16 protein-coding genes are annotated in these 17,224 nt (G+C 61.3%); 6 read left to right on the top strand and 10 right to left on the bottom strand.

Annotated elements, in window-relative coordinates:
• The first annotated feature begins 41 nt into the window (after window positions 1-41).
• The 5 genes from B7O88_RS10750 (at window position 42) to B7O88_RS10730 (ending at window position 4,741) form a co-directional block, all read left to right on the top strand.
• Window positions 42-485: a F0F1 ATP synthase subunit epsilon gene (locus B7O88_RS10750; RefSeq protein WP_088275877.1), complete on the top strand. Its 444-nt coding sequence runs from the start codon at window positions 42-44 to the stop codon at window positions 483-485.
• A gap of 204 nt (window positions 486-689) precedes the next feature.
• Complete coding sequence (glmU, locus tag B7O88_RS10745) at window positions 690-2,051, top strand: bifunctional UDP-N-acetylglucosamine diphosphorylase/glucosamine-1-phosphate N-acetyltransferase GlmU (protein WP_088275876.1); 1,362 nt, start codon at window positions 690-692, stop codon at window positions 2,049-2,051.
• Window positions 2,052-2,156: 105 nt separating this feature from the next.
• On the top strand, window positions 2,157-3,371 hold the full coding sequence (gene cfaB, locus B7O88_RS10740) for a C17 cyclopropane fatty acid synthase CfaB (RefSeq protein WP_088275875.1): 1,215 nt from the start codon (window positions 2,157-2,159) through the stop codon (window positions 3,369-3,371).
• A 63-nt stretch (window positions 3,372-3,434) separates the two neighbouring features.
• Window positions 3,435-4,289, top strand: coding sequence for a flagellar brake protein (locus B7O88_RS10735; protein WP_160003173.1), 855 nt, complete (start codon window positions 3,435-3,437; stop codon window positions 4,287-4,289).
• Complete coding sequence (locus B7O88_RS10730) at window positions 4,286-4,741, top strand: DUF192 domain-containing protein (protein ID WP_088275872.1); 456 nt, start codon at window positions 4,286-4,288, stop codon at window positions 4,739-4,741. Before B7O88_RS10735 ends, B7O88_RS10730 begins: the two co-directional genes overlap by 4 nt.
• 1 nt (window position 4,742) lies before the next feature.
• On the opposite strand, the gene B7O88_RS10725 is transcribed toward B7O88_RS10730, so the two are convergent.
• The 10 genes from B7O88_RS10725 to B7O88_RS10680 form a co-directional block, all read right to left on the bottom strand.
• Window positions 4,743-5,096, bottom strand: a complete 354-nt coding sequence (locus tag B7O88_RS10725) for an NADH:ubiquinone oxidoreductase (RefSeq protein WP_088275871.1) — start codon at window positions 5,094-5,096, stop codon at window positions 4,743-4,745.
• A gap of 25 nt (window positions 5,097-5,121) precedes the next feature.
• Window positions 5,122-6,090 (bottom strand): CobW family GTP-binding protein, encoded by a 969-nt coding sequence (locus B7O88_RS10720; protein WP_088275870.1) that lies wholly within the window; start codon window positions 6,088-6,090, stop codon window positions 5,122-5,124.
• A gap of 54 nt (window positions 6,091-6,144) precedes the next feature.
• The gene (locus B7O88_RS10715; protein WP_160003174.1) at window positions 6,145-6,528 is read right to left on the bottom strand and encodes a DUF3301 domain-containing protein; all 384 of its coding nucleotides are present in this window, start codon (window positions 6,526-6,528) and stop codon (window positions 6,145-6,147) included.
• A gap of 30 nt (window positions 6,529-6,558) precedes the next feature.
• On the bottom strand, window positions 6,559-7,764 hold the full coding sequence (locus B7O88_RS10710) for a diguanylate cyclase (protein WP_088275868.1): 1,206 nt from the start codon (window positions 7,762-7,764) through the stop codon (window positions 6,559-6,561).
• Window positions 7,765-7,871: 107 nt separating this feature from the next.
• Entirely contained in the window at window positions 7,872-8,573 is a 702-nt protein-coding gene (gene tsaA / locus B7O88_RS10705; protein ID WP_088275867.1) for a tRNA (N6-threonylcarbamoyladenosine(37)-N6)-methyltransferase TrmO, read from the bottom strand.
• The gene (locus B7O88_RS10700) at window positions 8,570-9,508 is read right to left on the bottom strand and encodes an alpha/beta hydrolase (RefSeq protein ID WP_088275865.1); all 939 of its coding nucleotides are present in this window, start codon (window positions 9,506-9,508) and stop codon (window positions 8,570-8,572) included. The genes tsaA and B7O88_RS10700 overlap by 4 nt, the downstream gene beginning before the upstream one ends.
• Window positions 9,509-9,600: 92 nt before the next feature.
• A complete protein-coding gene (locus B7O88_RS10695; RefSeq protein WP_373315121.1) occupies window positions 9,601-10,125 on the bottom strand; it encodes a DUF3299 domain-containing protein in 525 nt (174 codons plus the stop codon).
• An 80-nt stretch (window positions 10,126-10,205) separates the two neighbouring features.
• Complete coding sequence (locus B7O88_RS10690; protein ID WP_088275863.1) at window positions 10,206-11,195, bottom strand: response regulator; 990 nt, start codon at window positions 11,193-11,195, stop codon at window positions 10,206-10,208.
• Between the two features lie 8 nt (window positions 11,196-11,203).
• Window positions 11,204-14,866, bottom strand: coding sequence for a PAS domain S-box protein (locus B7O88_RS10685; RefSeq protein ID WP_088275862.1), 3,663 nt, complete (start codon window positions 14,864-14,866; stop codon window positions 11,204-11,206).
• Between the two features lie 126 nt (window positions 14,867-14,992).
• The gene (locus B7O88_RS10680) at window positions 14,993-15,646 is read right to left on the bottom strand and encodes a TetR/AcrR family transcriptional regulator (RefSeq protein WP_160003175.1); all 654 of its coding nucleotides are present in this window, start codon (window positions 15,644-15,646) and stop codon (window positions 14,993-14,995) included.
• Window positions 15,647-15,806: 160 nt separating this feature from the next.
• On the opposite strand from B7O88_RS10680, the gene B7O88_RS10675 reads away from it, so the two are divergent.
• On the top strand, window positions 15,807-17,027 hold the full coding sequence (locus tag B7O88_RS10675; protein ID WP_088275860.1) for an acyl-CoA dehydrogenase family protein: 1,221 nt from the start codon (window positions 15,807-15,809) through the stop codon (window positions 17,025-17,027).
• Window positions 17,028-17,224 lie beyond the last annotated feature (197 nt).

The raw sequence follows: 17,224 nt of genomic DNA, 5'->3' as shown, positions 1-17,224 counted from the left end.
GGGTGTGCCCCCGAAAGGGGGCGCAAGACCGAGGCGATACAATGGCTATGACAGTGCACTGCGATATCGTAAGCGCGGAAGAAGAGCTGTTCTCGGGCCTGGTAGAGAGTGTCATTGCACACGGTAACCTGGGTGACCTGGGCATCATGCCCGGCCACGCACCGCTGCTGACCGACCTCAAGCCGGGCCCCATTCGGGTGATCAAGCAGGATGGCACAGAAGAGGTGTTTTACATCTCCGGTGGTTTCCTGGAAGTTCAGCCGAAAGTGGTCAAGGTGCTCGCTGACACGGCAATCCGTGCTGGTGACATCGACGAGGCAGCCGCTCTGGAAGCAAAGAAAGCCGCAGAACTCGCCCTCAGCGAGAAAGGCGCAGAATTCGACTACGGTTCGGCTTCTGCCCGTCTTGCCGAGGCCGCGGCCCAATTGCGGACAGTGCAGGAACTTCGCAAGAAGTACGGCGGACCGGCGCTCAACAACCGGTAAGGCTGGCGGCAAGCTTCAAGCCGCAAGCTGCAGAAAAGACCGCACGGCGCCAAGCCGGGCGGTTTTTTTTTGCGTCTCGACAGCTGCAACGGCTATCAGGGGATTAGTTGCAGGCTGGCGCGATGACCCTTTGCAGCGTGCGGCTTGCGCCGCTCGGCTTTGCTAGAATGCGCGCACTGCCATTTTTCACAGGATGTTTCCCAGATGAATCTTCACGTCGTTATTCTCGCCGCCGGTCAGGGCACCCGCATGCGTTCCAAACTGCCGAAGGTGCTGCATCCGGTCGCCGGAAAACCCATGCTGGGGCATGTGATTGACTGCGCGAGAACCCTGAAGCCGACGAAGATTCATGTTGTTATCGGGCACGGTGCCGAACTGGTGCGTGAACGCCTGGATGCTGATGACCTGAACTGGGTGCTGCAGTCCGAGCAGTTGGGTACCGGCCACGCCGTTGCCCAGGCGCTGCCGGCCATTGTAGATGCAGACCAGATTCTGGTGCTGTATGGAGATGTGCCGTTGCTGCGCGCCGAGACGCTGCAGAAGCTGAGCAAACAGGCGGGTACACAGGCGCTGGGCATGCTGACGGTCAATATGGTCGATCCAACGGGGTATGGTCGTATCGTCCGTGATGCATCGGGTCAGGTGCAGGCCATCGTCGAGCAGAAGGACGCCTCGGCCGAGCAGTTGCTGATCACCGAAGGCAACACCGGCATCATGGCGCTACCCGGCAGCCAGGCGGCCCGCTGGCTAAACAGCCTGTCCAACCAGAATGCACAGGGCGAGTACTACCTGACTGACGTTGTCGCCATGGCGGTGGCAGAGCAGGTGCAGGTTGAAGTGGCCCAACCGGAAGATGAACCGGAAGTGCTGGGCGCCAACAACCGCGTGCAGTTGGCGGTGCTGGAAGCCGAGTACCGCCGCCGCCAGGCTGAGCGACTGATGACAGAAGGCGTAACGCTGGCCGATCCGTTGCGCATCGATGTGCGGGGTGAGGTAACCGTTGGCCGAGACATCAGCATCGACGTCAATGTGGTATTGGAAGGGACCGTTGTCATTGAGGACGACGTCATCATTGACGCCAACTGCGTGCTGCGCAACTGCCGGATTGGCGCAGGAAGCCATATCAAGGCGTTCAGCCATATCGAAGACGCTGTGCTGGCGGCAGACTGTGATGTGGGCCCGTACGCTCGGCTGCGTCCCGGCACCAACCTGCAGCGCGGCGCCAGGATCGGCAACTTTGTGGAAACCAAGAAAGCCAACATCGGTGCAGGCTCCAAGGTCAATCACCTGTCGTATATCGGCGATGCGGAGGTCGGCCCTGGAGTGAACATCGGCGCTGGCACCATCACCTGCAATTACGATGGCGTCAACAAGCATCTGACCACGATTGAAGAGGGCGCCTTTATCGGTACCAATACGGCGCTGGTTGCCCCGGTCACCGTCGGCGCTCGGGCAACCACCGCTGCAGGGTCAACCATTACTGCGGATGTTCCGGCCGACAGTCTGGGCGTCAGTCGTGCACGTCAGCGCAACATCGAAGGCTGGAAGCGACCGTCAAAACAGTGAGACGCGGTTGGCAATTGCTTTCGGGCGGTTATCCGCAGCGCGAAGCATGCTTCCTCCGGTGTTCTATAGTGAAGGGAGTTTTGCTTTACCTCGGGAGATGTCCGTATGCTCGCGCAACTGGCCGCATCGTTGGGTGCACTCAAGCTTCCGCTGCGCCTCACCCTGCCCGGCGGCGGCAGTGTGGATCTGGGGCCCTCGCCCCGGGTCGAACTGCAGATTCACGATCCCGCCTTGCTGGAAGAGTTGCAGACACCGAGTCTGGACCGACTCGGTGAAGCCTTCATTCAGCAGCGCATGGATATTCGTGGCAGCGTTCTGGATGCCATCGGTGTTGCTGACAGGCTGAGCCAGGCGCTGGTGCGGGATGAGGATGAGGGCCCACCGCCGCACGATCCCCACGACCGGCAGACCGATGCCGAGGCTATCGCCTATCACTACGACCTGTCGAATGACTTTTACGCGCTCTGGCTGGACCCCGAGATGGTCTATTCCTGCGGCTACTTTCGCCATCCGGACGATACCCTGGCCAAGGCTCAGGTGCAGAAGCTGGACCATCTCTGTCGCAAGCTCCGCCTGCGCAGCGGCCAACGGCTGCTGGATGTTGGCTGCGGTTGGGGAGGGCTGGCCCGTCACGCGGCGAAAGAATACGGGGTTCAGGTACACGGCATTACCCTCAGCAGGCAGCAACTGAAACTCGCCCGCGAGCGGGTAGCAGCCCAGGGGCTGGGCGACCGTATTCAATTGGAGCTGCGCGACTATCGCGATCTGACGGGCAAGGAGAACTACGACAAGGTCGTCAGTGTCGGCATGTTCGAGCATGTGGGGCATGCCAATCTGCCGGCGTACTTTCAGATACTGCACCAACAGGTCAAACCGGGTGGCCTGGTCATGAACCACGGCATCACCGCGCGGCATACCGATGGCCGGCCGGTTGGCCATGGTGCGGGTGCCTTTATAGCCCGCTATGTGTTTCCCCATGGTGAACTGCCGCACCTTGCCACCGCTGTTAAAGCGATGAGTGATCAGGGGCTTGAGGTGGTCGATGTTGAGAGCCTGCGCATGCATTATGCGCTTACCTTGGAGCACTGGAGCCGGAATCTCGAGGCAAACAGGGACGCGGCAGCGGCGCTGGTGGATGAGCGCGCGTTGCGCATCTGGCGTGTTTACCTGGCTGGCTGTGCCTACGGATTTTCACGCAACTGGATGAACATTCACCAGATTCTGGCGGTCAAGCCGCTGCCTGGTGGCGGTCATCACCTGCCGCTGACGCGTGACGACATTTATTTGCAGGGTCGGGGTGCTGGAGACAGTCAGAGATAGCGGCCACACGTCGGGGCTGCTACATTGTTCGGCACGTTTGATTTGCGTTTACGGAGTATGTGCGTGTCGCTGATTCCATTGACGGAAGAAGAAATACCCCTTGGCAAGCCCCTGCCGTGGAACATTGTCGACTCCTATGGCAAGGTGCTGTTTCCGCACTCGAAGGTAGTCGATAACAAACCGCTGCTTCAGCAACTGCTCAAGCTCGGGCTGTTCCGTAACGCACAGCAGAACAGTGACAACAGTGCCGGGCCTGCGCCGGAGAAGGTGGTATCCAGGCTGGAGCAGATTCAGCTCGCCCCGGGTGATCTGGTCCAGCTGCAGACGATGAGTGCTACCAACGCAGAGCGCTATCAGGTTCGCATGATCGGCTTCCATGCACCGGTCAGCTTGCTGGTTACTGCGCCCACCAGTCAGGGCAAGCTGGTGTTCGTCAAGGAAGGCCAGCAGCTTCTGGTGCGCGGCTTTGTCGGCAAGGATGCCGTGGCTTACAAGACCCGGGTGCTGAAGTCGAACCTGTCTCCTTTCCCGTATCTGCATCTGGCCTATCCTGACAGCGTGCAGTCGATGCGTATTCGCAGTTCCGCCCGGGTGTCGGTCGATCTGGTGACTGCCATCAACCGTGAGCAGGGTGCCCAGGGTTCGGCACGCATGACCGATATCAGTGTGGGCGGTGCGCGCCTGGTCTCGCCCCGTGCAGTGGCCAACAAGGATGAGACGGTCAAGGTGTCCTTCCGTATCAATCCTGCGGGGCTGGATGTGTATATGACCCTGAATGCGCGGGTAAGGGCGGTCAGCACTGACGAGTCGCTCGACGGCCTGATTGCAACCGGTATCGAGTTCACCGATATCAGTGAACAGGACCGTCTCTATCTGACCAACATGGTCTACCAGAATCTGTTGAAAGATACCCTATGAAACCCATTGCCTGCGCTCTGGCCTTCAGCACCCTGCTGATGGCTCCCCTTGCAGCCCTCGGTTCCGCCCTGACGGTGCGGCTGGCCGAGACCGATTTCGTGATGGAGGTTGTGGCCGACCCGGACAGCCGGCGTCAGGGACTGATGGGCCGAGAAAACCTGCCCTCCGGTACCGGCATGCTGTTCGACTTTCCCGACGGGACGCGTCCGGCGATCTGGATGCGTAATATGCAGATCAGCCTGGATCTGGTGTTTGTGGCTGCCGATGGCCGGATAGCGCATTTGTTCGAGAGGGTGCCGCCCTGTGCCGATCTGCCCTGTGCGATCTATCAGGCAGAGGCTCCGCTGCGCTGGGTACTCGAGCTGCCGGCCGGCAGTGTGGATACCCTGGGCTTGAAGGTTGGGGATAACCTTGATCTGTCGATGCTGCCTGCTGAACCGCCGCTCAACTGAATCACGGCTGGTCCCAGCGTCCCCCGCTGATTTGCTCGCAGTAGGCCTTTAAAACCGGCGCGTCATCGGGGGCAGTGTAATAGTGGATATCCTGTTGATAAGCCACGCCCTCGGTGTGTGCGCCACGGCAGACGCCGTAGGCGTCCCCGGGGCAACTGTCCTGCATCTGAATACGGAACTCGCGACCGGGAATCCGGGGTTGGCAGAACTGTTGCTCGAACAGGGCCGGCGGAATGGTCCCGTTTTGTTGGCACATGCGCACCGGCAACTGGTCGTCTGTCGACTCGATCAGGCAGGCACTGGCCAGCAAGGGTGGGCTGACCAGGCAAAGCAGCAGTGTGATGACGCGGCGCATGACGGTTCCGGGTAAAACCAACACCTTACTGGCTACGCTGGCAGGCCCGCAAGCCCTGCTCCAGTGCTCTGTTGTCAGGTTTGTGGGCAAACAGCAGTTCCAGCCGATTGTCACGACGCCATGGGCTTGGCTGCCAGTTTGTATCAGGTTGCCCAAGCTGATTGAACGAGCACCACCCTGCGTCGGTATGGATAACTCCCTTGGCGCGCAATACCCTCTGTTCGGCCAGCCAGCGCCTGAGTGCGGCTTGTTCGAATTGCTGCTGCGGCGCGATGCGCCAGCCAACGCTGTACGGTGCCTGGTTGAGCTGGCTCTCGCACTGCCAGGGATCATCCGCGTGCCAGAGTCGACCGCTGATACCCGCGTCGGCAGCAGCCGGCAGCGCTGCCAGTACCGGCTGCTGCCCCGGCGTTGTGGCACCGAGCAACAGCTGGCGTTCGATTTTGCCGTGGCTGCAGGGCATGGCATCGGGCCATTGGGTCCGGAGTATCTGCTGTTGTTGTGCACCCAGCTCATCGATCTTGTTGGCGATCAGTAGCCCGGTCAGTGGCAGTGCCTGTCGCTGCACTGGCGGCAGGCTATCCAGGTCCAGCAGCTGGGATGCTTCACACACCATGATCAGCGGTTGCAGGTCGAGCACTCCCCGCCAGGGTGCATCAGCGAGCTGTTGCAGCAAGCTGACGGGATGTCCCAGGCCCGAACACTCAATCCATAACCGGTCAGGCCTGGCCTTGCGCAGCAGGCGCGTCAGTCCGACCTGGAACGGCACGCCGTTAACGCAGCACAGGCAGCCTCCGGGTATTTCGCTCAGGCTGACACCGTCATCAGCATTGGCGCTCAACAGCGCCTGGTCCAGTCCGATCTGGCCAAACTCATTGATCAGGATCGCCCAGCGCTCTTGAGCGGGACGTTGCGCCAGCAATGCCCGCAGAAGACTGGTCTTGCCAGCCCCCAGCGGACCTGCGATCAGATGAGTGGGTATCTGGCTTAGCATGGTAAGGCCGGTTCCACGTGGAACAAAATATAAAAACTATTTAACGTCTTATATTTAATAGATTTTGTGTATTTTAGCGCTTTCGCGCGCGGTTTCTGTTACTGGCTCATCGTCCTTGCCATGCGGGAACGGGTGAGGTGCCAGCTCGATGTGCAACTGACGGGTCCCATGCAGATCGATATAGCCACTGTAGCGGTGCTCGCCGGTAACGGTAAATTCGAAAGCGTAACGCCGGACCAGCCCGTACCGGCCTCGATGCAGGCGGGACAGCCGCACGCCGCTGAGCGCGACGCTGTCATCGAGTAGTTGCAGTGCGTTGCGCTCGCAGTGGCGGCGAACCAGGGCAAGGGCGTGATCGCGCTGGCCCAGCACCTGCCAAAGCCACCAGGCGAGAAAGGTGCCGGCAATCAGCAGGGTAGCGTGAGCAAGGGTAAACACGTGGACAGGCTCGAGTGGCAGTGGTGCCGGTCAGTATGCCATGGAAGCGGGTGGCGACCACAGCTGCACCCGGTTGCGACCCGATGCCTTGGCCTGATATAGCGCCAGGTCTGCCTGACGCAGCAACTGGTCCGGGCTGCCGCTGGTGTCCAGATCGGCCACACCGATACTGACCTGCAGCTGGTAGCGTTGGTCCAGATAATGGAACTGCTGCTCGGCGAGGGTCTGGCGAATGCGTTCCAGCAGCAGCTGTGCCTGTTTTGCGTCGGTTTCGGGCATCAGCAGCACAAACTCCTCGCCACCGAAACGCGCGAAGATATCCGTGCGGCGTGCCTGTTGTTCGCACAGGCGGCAGAAATTCTGCAACGCCTGGTCACCAGCCAGGTGGCCCAGTTGGTCGTTCAGTTGCTTGAAATGGTCCAGATCAAACATGGCCAGGCAGAGCGGGCGGCCATACCGCTGGCTGCGACCGACCTCGTCAACGAGTTCCTGATGGAAAGCTCGCCGGTTCAGGGTGCCGGTCAGCGGATCACGGGTAGCCTGCTCCTTCAATTGGGCTGCCATCTGCCGGCTGCGTGCGAGTACCCGTTGCGTGGTCATCAGGCTGCAGCCGACGAAGCCCAGCACCAGCGCCGGAATGGCGAAGTTGTACGACAGCAGGTAAGTAAAGGACGCATAGGGTTGAACATAGGGCGCGTCGTGCCACCAATCGAGATAGGAGAGTGTGCCGCGCAGCAGCGTAGTGATCGAATAAACCAACAGGCTTGCCCCTACCAGTAGCCGTGCAGGTCGGGTATCGGGGTCGCTGCGCTCTCTGAACAGCAGCCAGATGGCCTGCACTGGCAGCAATCCGGCGATGCTGGAGTAGATGCCCATCAGCAGGTCGGAGTTGCCGTGCACCAGCCAGTAATGGGTATTGGCAATAACCATGGCGCCCACGCTGACCGGTAGTGTCCACCAGGGCAGAGGTCGGCCCATGAACCTGAAGATGCCAATCAGGAACAGGGCTTCGCCGGCTAGCTGGGCAGCGTTGCCAAGGACATTAAGCAGCGGGCTGCGGGTCACGATAAAGCCGATGAACAGCGCTACACCACCGATCAGGGTCCAGCTACCGGCCATCCAGAAGCCCGGGCCAGGCTCCCCGGGCGCCATGCGGTACAGCGCGGTTGCGCAGAGCGCGATGGCGACCAACAGGAGGATACCCAGCAGGATTGGAGAAAAGTACAGCTGGGTCATGGCGAAACGAACGTCCCCTGTTTATGCGTTGGCTGAGTATATCGTCATGTCGCCAGGATGCCAGGCGGATCGCCGCGTCGGACGACTGATGAGCGAGGGTCTTCGGCCTAGGGGCGCTGCGGCTGACTGACCTCAAGCACCCGAATCCTGTCGGGCTGCGGATAATGCCAGCGAACATTCACATCCCAGAGAGTCACGCCATACTCGCGCTCCGGCCCGGGTTGCTGGTAGGCCGGCTTCGGGTCCTGACTCAGGCATTGCTCGATCAGCGCGACCAGCGGCTGCCCCAGCCGTGTCTGATGTGCCTGTGCCTGTGCCAGTGCTGCATCGCTCCAGCTCACGGGCAGGGCATGCGGCGGTATTGGTGCAAGCGGGTTGACGGCATCTTCAATGCAGTCAGCGTAGGGCACGTAGGGCTTTATATCCAGCACCGGGGTGCCGTCCAGCAGATCCACGCCGGACAGCAGCAGGCGGTTTTGCTCGATGCCTTCCAGCCTTACCACCGATTGGCCAATCGGGTTGGGACGATGGGTAGCGCGGCTGGCAAATACGCCGATACGCTGATTGCCGCCCAGCCTGGGCGGCCGCACGCGCAGGTGCTGCGGGCCGCTGGCGGCCGCATGAAAGACAAAGATCAGCCACAGATGGCTGACGCCCTCCAGCCCTTCGAGTGCTTCCGGCTGGTTGTAGGGCGGCAACAACTCCAGGCTTGCGGTTGCGGCGGGCGCCAGCAGGGGCTGGCGCGGAATGGCGAACTTTTCTGCAAAGCAGGAGTGGATGATACCTACCGGGTCAAACTGCCAGCTCATGGGGTCAAGGTCGTCAGCGGGGGAATGCAGTCCGGGCGATCGGCGGTGATCAGGTGGCTGCAGCCCTCGATTTCGATGATTTGCAGGCGTTCTGCCTGGCGGGCGCTGTGCAGCATCGCACGGGGCTCCAGAATACGATCCGCGCTGGGAACCAGAATCGCCCCGCGGCAGACGTGCTGATAGATGTCCGGGGTATTGGTCGGCATCCAGCTGGCCAGATCCAGAATGTTGTGGACGAAGGTGCTGCCGCGTTTCGGGTTGAATGGCAGCGCCATGATCAGCTCGCGCTTGCGCGGATCGTCGAGTGGGCCGAACAGGCTGCGGTTGGCGGCCGAGATGGGCTGCTGTTGCCAGGCAAACAGATAGAAGGGCAGAAACCAGCGGAAGAATCGCGGTACATCGCGATAGGGCTTGCCCTGGGGCAGTACCGGCGCCTCCAGTATGACCTCAACCCGCGTGAACAGGTCGGGGCGCTGGCGCGCCGACTCCAGTACTACAGCGCCGCCGCGTGAGTGGCCATGCACGCGTATCTGTTTGCCGGTCGCCAGGTGCTGCAGGGCCTGGTTGAGTACCTCTGCGTCGTAGGCAATGGTGCCGGCGCGGGCCTTCGGCTGGCTGATCCAGTCGGCCTCGCTGAAGCGGGGCCGGTTGACCGGCACATGGTAGTCGGCACTGGTGAGCAGGATCAATTGCAGGGATGGATTCTCATAGTGCTCGGTGAAGTAGAGAAAATTCTCCACAAACCCGGGCATCACCAGAACGGTCTGTTCGGCATCCTGCGGGCCGCGGCGGGCCACGCAGGCCTGTCCGATTCGATACAGTTCACCGTCGAAATCGACTGCCTGCACCTGCGGTGACTCGCGGCGCAGCAGCCAGCGACGCAGGCTGAACGCGATCAGAACGAACAGGCCGATCAGACCTATCAGCAGTTGCATGGGGCTTTCTCCTGAAAGCGGGTTTCAAAAATACGAGCTTAGCGCAGTTGATAATGGCGTGATGCCACCCGGGTGGGCGATTGCGGGCTGATCTACTCGCCGTCGTAGAGCCATACCCGACTGGCCTGCAGCTGATAGCTTGCATCCGCCAGCGCGTTGCTGGTCTGCTCGACGCGCAGGGTACCCTGTACCCAGTAGGGTTGGTAGATGTCGTCGATCACCACGCCATCCGGATACTCGACCAGGATGATCTGGTTGGGCGGTGGTGGCGGCACATGGATGCAGGCGCCGGCATACGGCACCAGAAAGAGGCTGGTGTAGCGTCCCTGATCGTCGGTTTCCAGCGGGACCGGATAGCCGCCGATGCGCAGCTCCTTGCCATCGTACTCGCCGACAACGCGGGTCGAGTACATCACCTCGGGGAGCCCCTCGCGTTGTCGCAGACTGGTGTCGAAGTTGCCATCGGCATCGGGTCCGAAGCCGTGTTCGATATCGGGCATGTCGAGCATCGCCTGGTAGTCCTCGGCGGGCAGCAGGTCGAGCCAGTCGACCGTCAACGGTTGCGCGGCATGGACTGGCAGGGCAATAGCAAGCGTCAAAAGGGCGTAGCGCAGCAGCATTGGGATTTCCATTACAGGAGCGGGACCGGTATCAGACCGGCGTTGGTGCGCAGTGTTCCACAGTCGCTGGTCGCCGGCTACTCGGCCCAGCGCTCGCGGATCTGATTTATTTCGTCCAGACGCCGTATAAAGCACTCGACCAGTTGCGGATCGAAGTGTCTGCCGCTCTGTTCGCGAATCAGCGCAACGGCATCCTCGACTGTCCAGGCCTTTTTGTAGGGGCGTACGCTGGTGAGTGCGTCAAATACGTCGGCGATGGCAACAATGCGCGCCTCAATGGGGATGTCATCGCCGGCGAGTCCGGCCGGATAGCCGCTGCCGTCCCATTTTTCGTGATGCCCGAGAGCAATACGCCGAGCCATCTGCAGCATGCTGGCGTTGTGCTCGCCGATGATCTGTGCGCCGATTTCCGGGTGCTTCTGCATGATCAGCCATTCGTTTTCGTCGAGCTTGCCCGGCTTTTGCAAAATGGCGTCCGGGATGCCGATCTTGCCGACATCGTGCATGGGCGCAGCGTGCAGCAGTTCTTCGGCTTCGTCCGGGCTGAAGCCGGCCTCCAGCGCGATGATGCGCGAGAAGTGGCTCATTCGGATGACGTGCAGGCCGGTCTCGTTATCCTTGTATTCGGCCGCCATGCCCAGCGCCTGAACGATATTCAGACGGGTCTGGCGCAGCACTTCGGCGCGCACCAGAGACAGATGGGTGCGTACCCGTGCCTTGACGATCGGGGCGCTGACCGGTTTGCTGATGTAATCGACCGCGCCCAGCTCAAAGCCGCGTATCTCGTCCTCTACGCTGGACAGGGCGGTGACGAAGATCACCGGGATATCGCTGGTGTGTGGATCACTTTTCAGCTGCGCGCAGACCTCATGGCCGGTCATGCCTGGCATCATGACATCCAGCAGAATCAGCTGTGGCCGTTCGGCGGCGGCCAGCTCCAGTGCTCGCTGGCCGTCACGGGCAAACAGCAGTCGGTAGTCATCCTGCAGAATGTGTTTCAGCACGTGCAGGTTCGCGGGTTCGTCGTCGACCAGCAGCAGCGCCGGGCGTTTGTCCTTGAATGGCATTGGCGGATTCAGCCCTCGGTCTCGGTAGCGGCAAGGCTGCGCTCGGCTTCCAGCAGCGAGATCGCAGTCGCAAAATCAAAGTTGTCCAGCGCCTGCTCCAGAGCCTGGCGCTTGTCCTGCTCCAGCGTGTCGGCCAGTTGCTGCAGCGCCTGTTCGTTGACCTCGCCGCGGTTGAGAACCGTGATCAGATTATCGACCAAGTGCTGGCGCTGCTCTCTCGACAGATTGCTGTGGCTATTGTGATGCCGGCGTTGGCCAGGCTCTGGCATGGCGGCCCGGGTCTGCTCCGCGGCGGTCAGCAGGGCGTGCAGGGCGTCTGCCAGCGCAGGCGTCGGTGTTTGTGTGAGACGTTTCTCGAGCTCGGCGGCGGCCTGCTGCAGCTGCTGCAGCGACAGGTTGCCGGCGCTCCCGTTGATGCGATGAACCAGGCTGCGGGCCTGTTCGGCTGACGGTTGCTGCAGCGCCTGTTCGAGCTCTGCGAGCCGCGCCGGCAGATCGGCCAGGAAGCGCTGGATCGCCTCAATCAGCGCCTGACGATCGCCCCAGCGCTGCTCGCCAGCGTACCAGTCAACCAGCTGCGGCCCCCTGGCGGTAGCGGGCTTCAACGACACCTCATCAGCAAGTTGCAGACCCAAGACCCGGGCAATCTCGCGCTTGAGTGCCTCGCGATCAACCGGCTTGGAGGCGAACCCTTCCATGCCGGCGGCACGGGCCGCCTCGCGGTCCCGGTCCAGCACGCTGGCTGTCAGGGCGATGATGGGGGTGGGCGGATAGCCCATGTTGGCCTCGTAGCGGCGGATGATCCGGGTAGCTTCCAGGCCATCCACCTCGGGCATCTGCATATCCATCAGGATCAGGTCAAAGCGGTCGTCGACAACGCGCTCGAAGGCACTCAGGCCATTATCGGCGCTGTACACCCGGTGGCCCTCGGCACGCAGCATCACTTCCATCAGTTGCACGTTTTCGGCGACGTCATCGGCGACCAGAATGCGCAGCGGCGGCAGTTCGATATTGCCGGCAGTTTTATTTGCCAGCTGCGCGGTGAGGTCGTCCAGCGGCTCCAGTGGCAGCCTGACCGCAAACGTGGAGCCCTGTTCCGGCACGCTGCTGACCCGGATCTCGCCGCCCATCAGCTCAACCAGCTGGCGCGCAATGGTGGTACCCAGGCCGGTGCCGCCGAAACGCCGGCTCATTGAGGCGTCTGCCTGCGCGAACGGTTCGAAGATTTGCTGAATACGCTCGGGCTCAATGCCGATGCCGGTATCGCTGATACGCAGGCATACTCCATCGCTGTCAGCGTCGACCTGCAGGCGCACGCTGCCCTGACGGGTAAACTTGATGGCGTTACCCAGCAGATTGGTCAACACCTGCCGCACCCGCATGGGGTCACCACGGTAATGCTCCTGTTGCGCGTGATAGTCGAACTCAAGCGCCAGGCCCTTCTGACCGGCTTCCAGCGAAAATACATTGATCAGCTGTCGGCACAGGTCGCGCAGCGAGAAGGCGTTTTCTTCAAGCTGGACCGCTCCCTTCTCCAGCTTGGCAGTATCAAGAATGTCGTTAAGCAGCCCGAGCAGTGAGCGTGCAGACTGGTTTACGGTTTTCAGATACTTGCGCTGGGTGCTGCTCAGCGACTCATTCAACAGCACTTCGCTGAAGCCGATAATGGCGTTCATCGGGGTGCGAATTTCGTGGCTCATATTGGCAAGGAAGGCGCCCTTGGACTCGGCGGCCAGTTCCGCGCGCTCCTTGGCGGCGAGCAGCGCCAATTCCATGCGGTGACGCTCGCTGAGATCGGTCACCAGCATGACCACCTTGGCCGGGCGACCATAGGCGTCGATGATGGGGTTGAAGTAGATCTGGGTGTGGATGCTGCTGCCGTTGGCATGACTCAGGGTGTATTCGCCTGCCAGATACTCGCCTTCGCGTACCTTCTGCCACTGCTGCGGATCAAATTGTCCGCTTACCAGCAGTTGCTGCAGATGCCGACCCTCCAGCTGCTCTGCCGGGTAACCGGACAGATCGATAAAGCGGCGGTTGGAGAAGATGATCCGGCCGTCGAGGTCGATATCCGCCATGCCCTGAGCCTGACTGATGGCCCGAACGATACCCTTGAACTCGGCATTGCGCAGTTTGGCATCGGTGATATCGATGATCACGCCGTCGATCCACTCGGCATTTCCCTGTTCGTCGAAAATCGCGCTGGCATATTCGCATACCCAGCGCAGTTGGCCGTCGCGATGGAAAATACGGTACTCGAGCGTGTGTTTCTCGCGTCGGCTGATAGCGCCCATGACGTGCTCGACGGTGAAGTCGCTGTCGTCCGGATGAATCAGGTCTGCGAAGCTCAGCTCTCCACTGAGGAAACGCTCGGCCGGCCAGCCGGTCATCTGTTCAACAGCGTCGCTGATGAACAGCATGCGCCAGTCTTCCCTGGGCAGGCAGCGAAAGGTAACCCCGGGGATGTTGGCAATGAGGCTGCGGTATTGCTCCTCGCGCTCACGCAGCGACTTCTCCAGCAGGTGACGCTCGGTTATGTCGCTGATAAATCCAACGAAATGATTCCGACCCTTGAGCGTCGCCTGGCCCAGGGCAACCCTGACCGGAAACAGTGTGCCATTGCGCCGGCGACACCAGGTTTCCAGATTCATCCCGGTGCGGGGGGGATGTCCGGCATTGCTGAAATCCTGCAGGAAGGCGTGTGTCTGTGCCGCCGAATCCTTGGGCAGCAGGATATCGATATGTTGTCCGACCAGTTCATCGCGCGGCCAGCAAAACAGGCTTTCTGCGGCATGGTTGGCTTCCTCGATGATGCCGCTGGTATCCCAGGTAATGATGGCATCAATGGCGGTATCGGCGATGCTGCGGATGCGTTCGGTATTGGCCTGGACCCGCTGGTACAGCTGACTGAAGCGCACCATCGCGTTGATTACGCCAACCAGACCGCCGAACACGACAACGGCGAAGGCGATCAGCAGTCCGTTGTTTTCCTGGTCGTTGAGCTGCGGCACGAAATCCGGCTGGGCAGTACCGACAAAGCGGGCTGCCGCCATACCGGCATAATGCATGGATGAAATTGCCAGCCCCATGACGATGGCGGCAATCAGCAGATGGGTGCGGCTCTCATGACCCAGACCAAAGCGTACCCAGAGCGCCAGAACCGCCATGGCCACGGCGATGATCAGCGATGCGAAAAACCACAGCGGGTCGAACCGTAACAGGGCGTCCATGCGCATGGCTGTCATGCCGTAGTAATGCATCATGCCGATTCCGGCACCAATCAGAACACCACCACTTAGCATGATTCGCCAGTTGAGATTCGGTCGTGCGAGCAGATGCAGGGCCAGCAGCGACGCAGCCATTGCCGGCAGCATCGACAGCAGCGTAGTCGCCTGGTCGTATCGGACAGGCAACGGCAGGGTAAACGACAACATGCCGATAAAGTGCATGGCCCAGATGCCGCCGCCCAGTACCATGGCTCCGCTGATCAGCGCGCCCTGGCGGGTGGGGGTGGTGGTTGCTCGCCGCGCGAGGCCGGCTACCTGCAAGCCGAGCCATGAGGCAGCGATGGCGACAAGCACCGAAACCAGCAAAAGAACGTAATGGTGGTGGCCATGCAGCAGCTGGCCTTGGTGCAGATCTGCCTGATAGAACCAGGAATGGGTCAACACGGCTCGCTCCTTACAGGCCTGGTGCGCCCAGGGGCGCAAGGAAGCGCGCGGTCATCCCGCATCCGGCGTGTGACAGCACAGGGTTATCATAGCGTCGTCGGTGCTGGCTGCCCAGCCCGCACCGGATCAGCACTCAGCATTCGGGTTATCGGCGGGCAAGCCCGCGGCTTGAGCGGGCTGCAGTAACGCCTGCCACTGCTGACGTATGGTCTGCAGGGCGCGTTCCCCGCCCAGTTGGCCGCGGAACAACAGCACGCTGCCGAGGATCGTCGCGTACTGAATCATTGCCATGCCACGGGCAGTACCAGCGGGCACCAGCGGCGCAAGCAGGCGGGCGGTCTGCTCGACCCTGGCCTCGTCCACGGCGGCAACAATATCGCGGGCGTAAAGGTCGCGCTGGGCAAAGTCGCGGATGGCGAACTCGACCTTCATACGTTTGAACTCGACCGCCGGCCCCTCGAACATCAACAGCAGTACCCGTTCAACTTCCTGCTCGGGGCTCAACTGCGGATCCAGCCCCGGTTGCCAGTAGCGCAGGCCCTTCATGCGCTGGGCTTGCCACTGATCAAGAAACAGCTGAATGAACTGCGGCAGGTCCTCGAAGTGCCAGTAGAAACTGCCACGGGTCACCTTCAGGCGCTTGGCCAGAGGCAGTACCCGCAATTGATCGAAGCCGCCCTCAAGGATGGCCTCGGTGGCGGCGTTGAACCAGTCCTGTGGGGTCAGCACGGCGCGGCCGGTTGGGCGACCGCGGCGCCCGGGTTTGCTGGCAGTCGGCATGTGATGACTCCGGTGAATGTCTCGGACGAGCATTATAAGTCGGACGAAGCCTGCGTCATATCTATTTCCATACACAATTGACAATACACATGTGTATTGAGATTTTGTGTCCAGGACGGCTGCCATCGCAACCGCATGATCGACACCTCAGGAGTTCGCCATGTACCACCAGACCGAACGCTCACTGGATCTGCAAAAGCGCGTTTCCGATTTTATGGACGCGCACATTTTCCCCAACGAACAGCGTTACGAAGAAGAAATCCGCGCCAACGAGAAGGCCGGTAATGCCTACACCACCGTCAAACTGATGGAAGAGCTCAAGGCCAAGGCCCGCGCCGAAGGTCTGTGGAACCTGTTTCTGCCGGAAGCCGAGCACGGCCCGGGCCTGAGCAACATGGAGTACGCCCCGCTGGCCGAGCTGATGGGACGGGTGCCGGGCATGTGGGCGTCCGAGGTGTTCAACTGCGGCGCGCCGGATACCGGCAACATGGAAGTGCTGGCCCGCTACGGCACCAAAGAGCAGCAGGAACGCTGGCTGACCCCGCTGCTGAACGGCGAAATCCGCTCTGCCTTTGCCATGACCGAGCCACTGGTGGCGTCCTCCGATGCCACTAATGTGGAAACCCGCATCGAGCGTGACGGCGACGAGTACGTGATCAACGGCCGCAAGTGGTATATCTCCGGCGCCGCCAACGAGCGCTGCGAGATCATGGTGGTGATGGGCAAGAGCGACCCGGAGAACCCCAACCGCCACCAGCAGCAGTCGATGATTCTGGTGCCGATGAACACCCCTGGCGTCACCGTGCTGCGTGATATGGGCTGCTACGGCTATATGGACCCGCCCTATGGTCACCCGGAAATCATCTTCGAGAACGTGCGCGTGCCGGCCAGCAACATGCTGCTGGGCGAAGGCCGGGGCTTCGAGATTGCTCAGGGCCGCCTTGGCCCGGGTCGTATTCACCACTGCATGCGGGTGATCGGTCAGGCCGAACGGGCGCTGGCGCTGATGTGTGAACGTCTGAGCAAGCGCGTTGCGTTCGGCAAGACGCTGGCCGAGCAGGGCGTGTGGCGTGAGCGCATAGCCGAGTCGCGGATCATGATCGACCAGGCGCGCTTCCTGGTGATGAACGCGGCGTACCTGATGGATACCGTTGGCAATAAGGTCGCCGCCAAGCAGATTGCGATGATCAAGGTGGCAGCGCCGAACATGGCTTGTCAGGTGATCGACTGGGCGATTCAGGCCCACGGCGCCGGTGGTTTTTCCTCCGACTTCCCGCTGGCACAGCTGTATGTCTACGCCCGGCACCTGCGCACCGCCGATGGTCCGGATGAAGTGCACCGCAACGCGATCGCCAAGGCGGAGCTCAAGCGTTTTCAGTAATGCAATGAGCGGTGAGCAGCCCCGCAGCGCCGCATGGTGCTGCGGGGTTTTTGGGTTTGAAGGCAAGATCAACGAAGGTGGCCGCCGCACGGACCCTAGTCCCGTTTACGCGGGCGAGTAGCGCAGATTTATCGGGAAAAGAGTCATAGGTTGTCTGAGGGGGCGGAGCCCCCGAGTTTTATGACTCCCCGATAAAT

Origin of the sequence: Halopseudomonas aestusnigri, from assembly GCF_002197985.1 — a bacterium.
In the GTDB taxonomy this organism is placed as follows: Bacteria; Pseudomonadota; Gammaproteobacteria; order Pseudomonadales; family Pseudomonadaceae; genus Halopseudomonas; species Halopseudomonas aestusnigri.
This window is presented reverse-complemented; position numbering and strand designations above follow the sequence as displayed.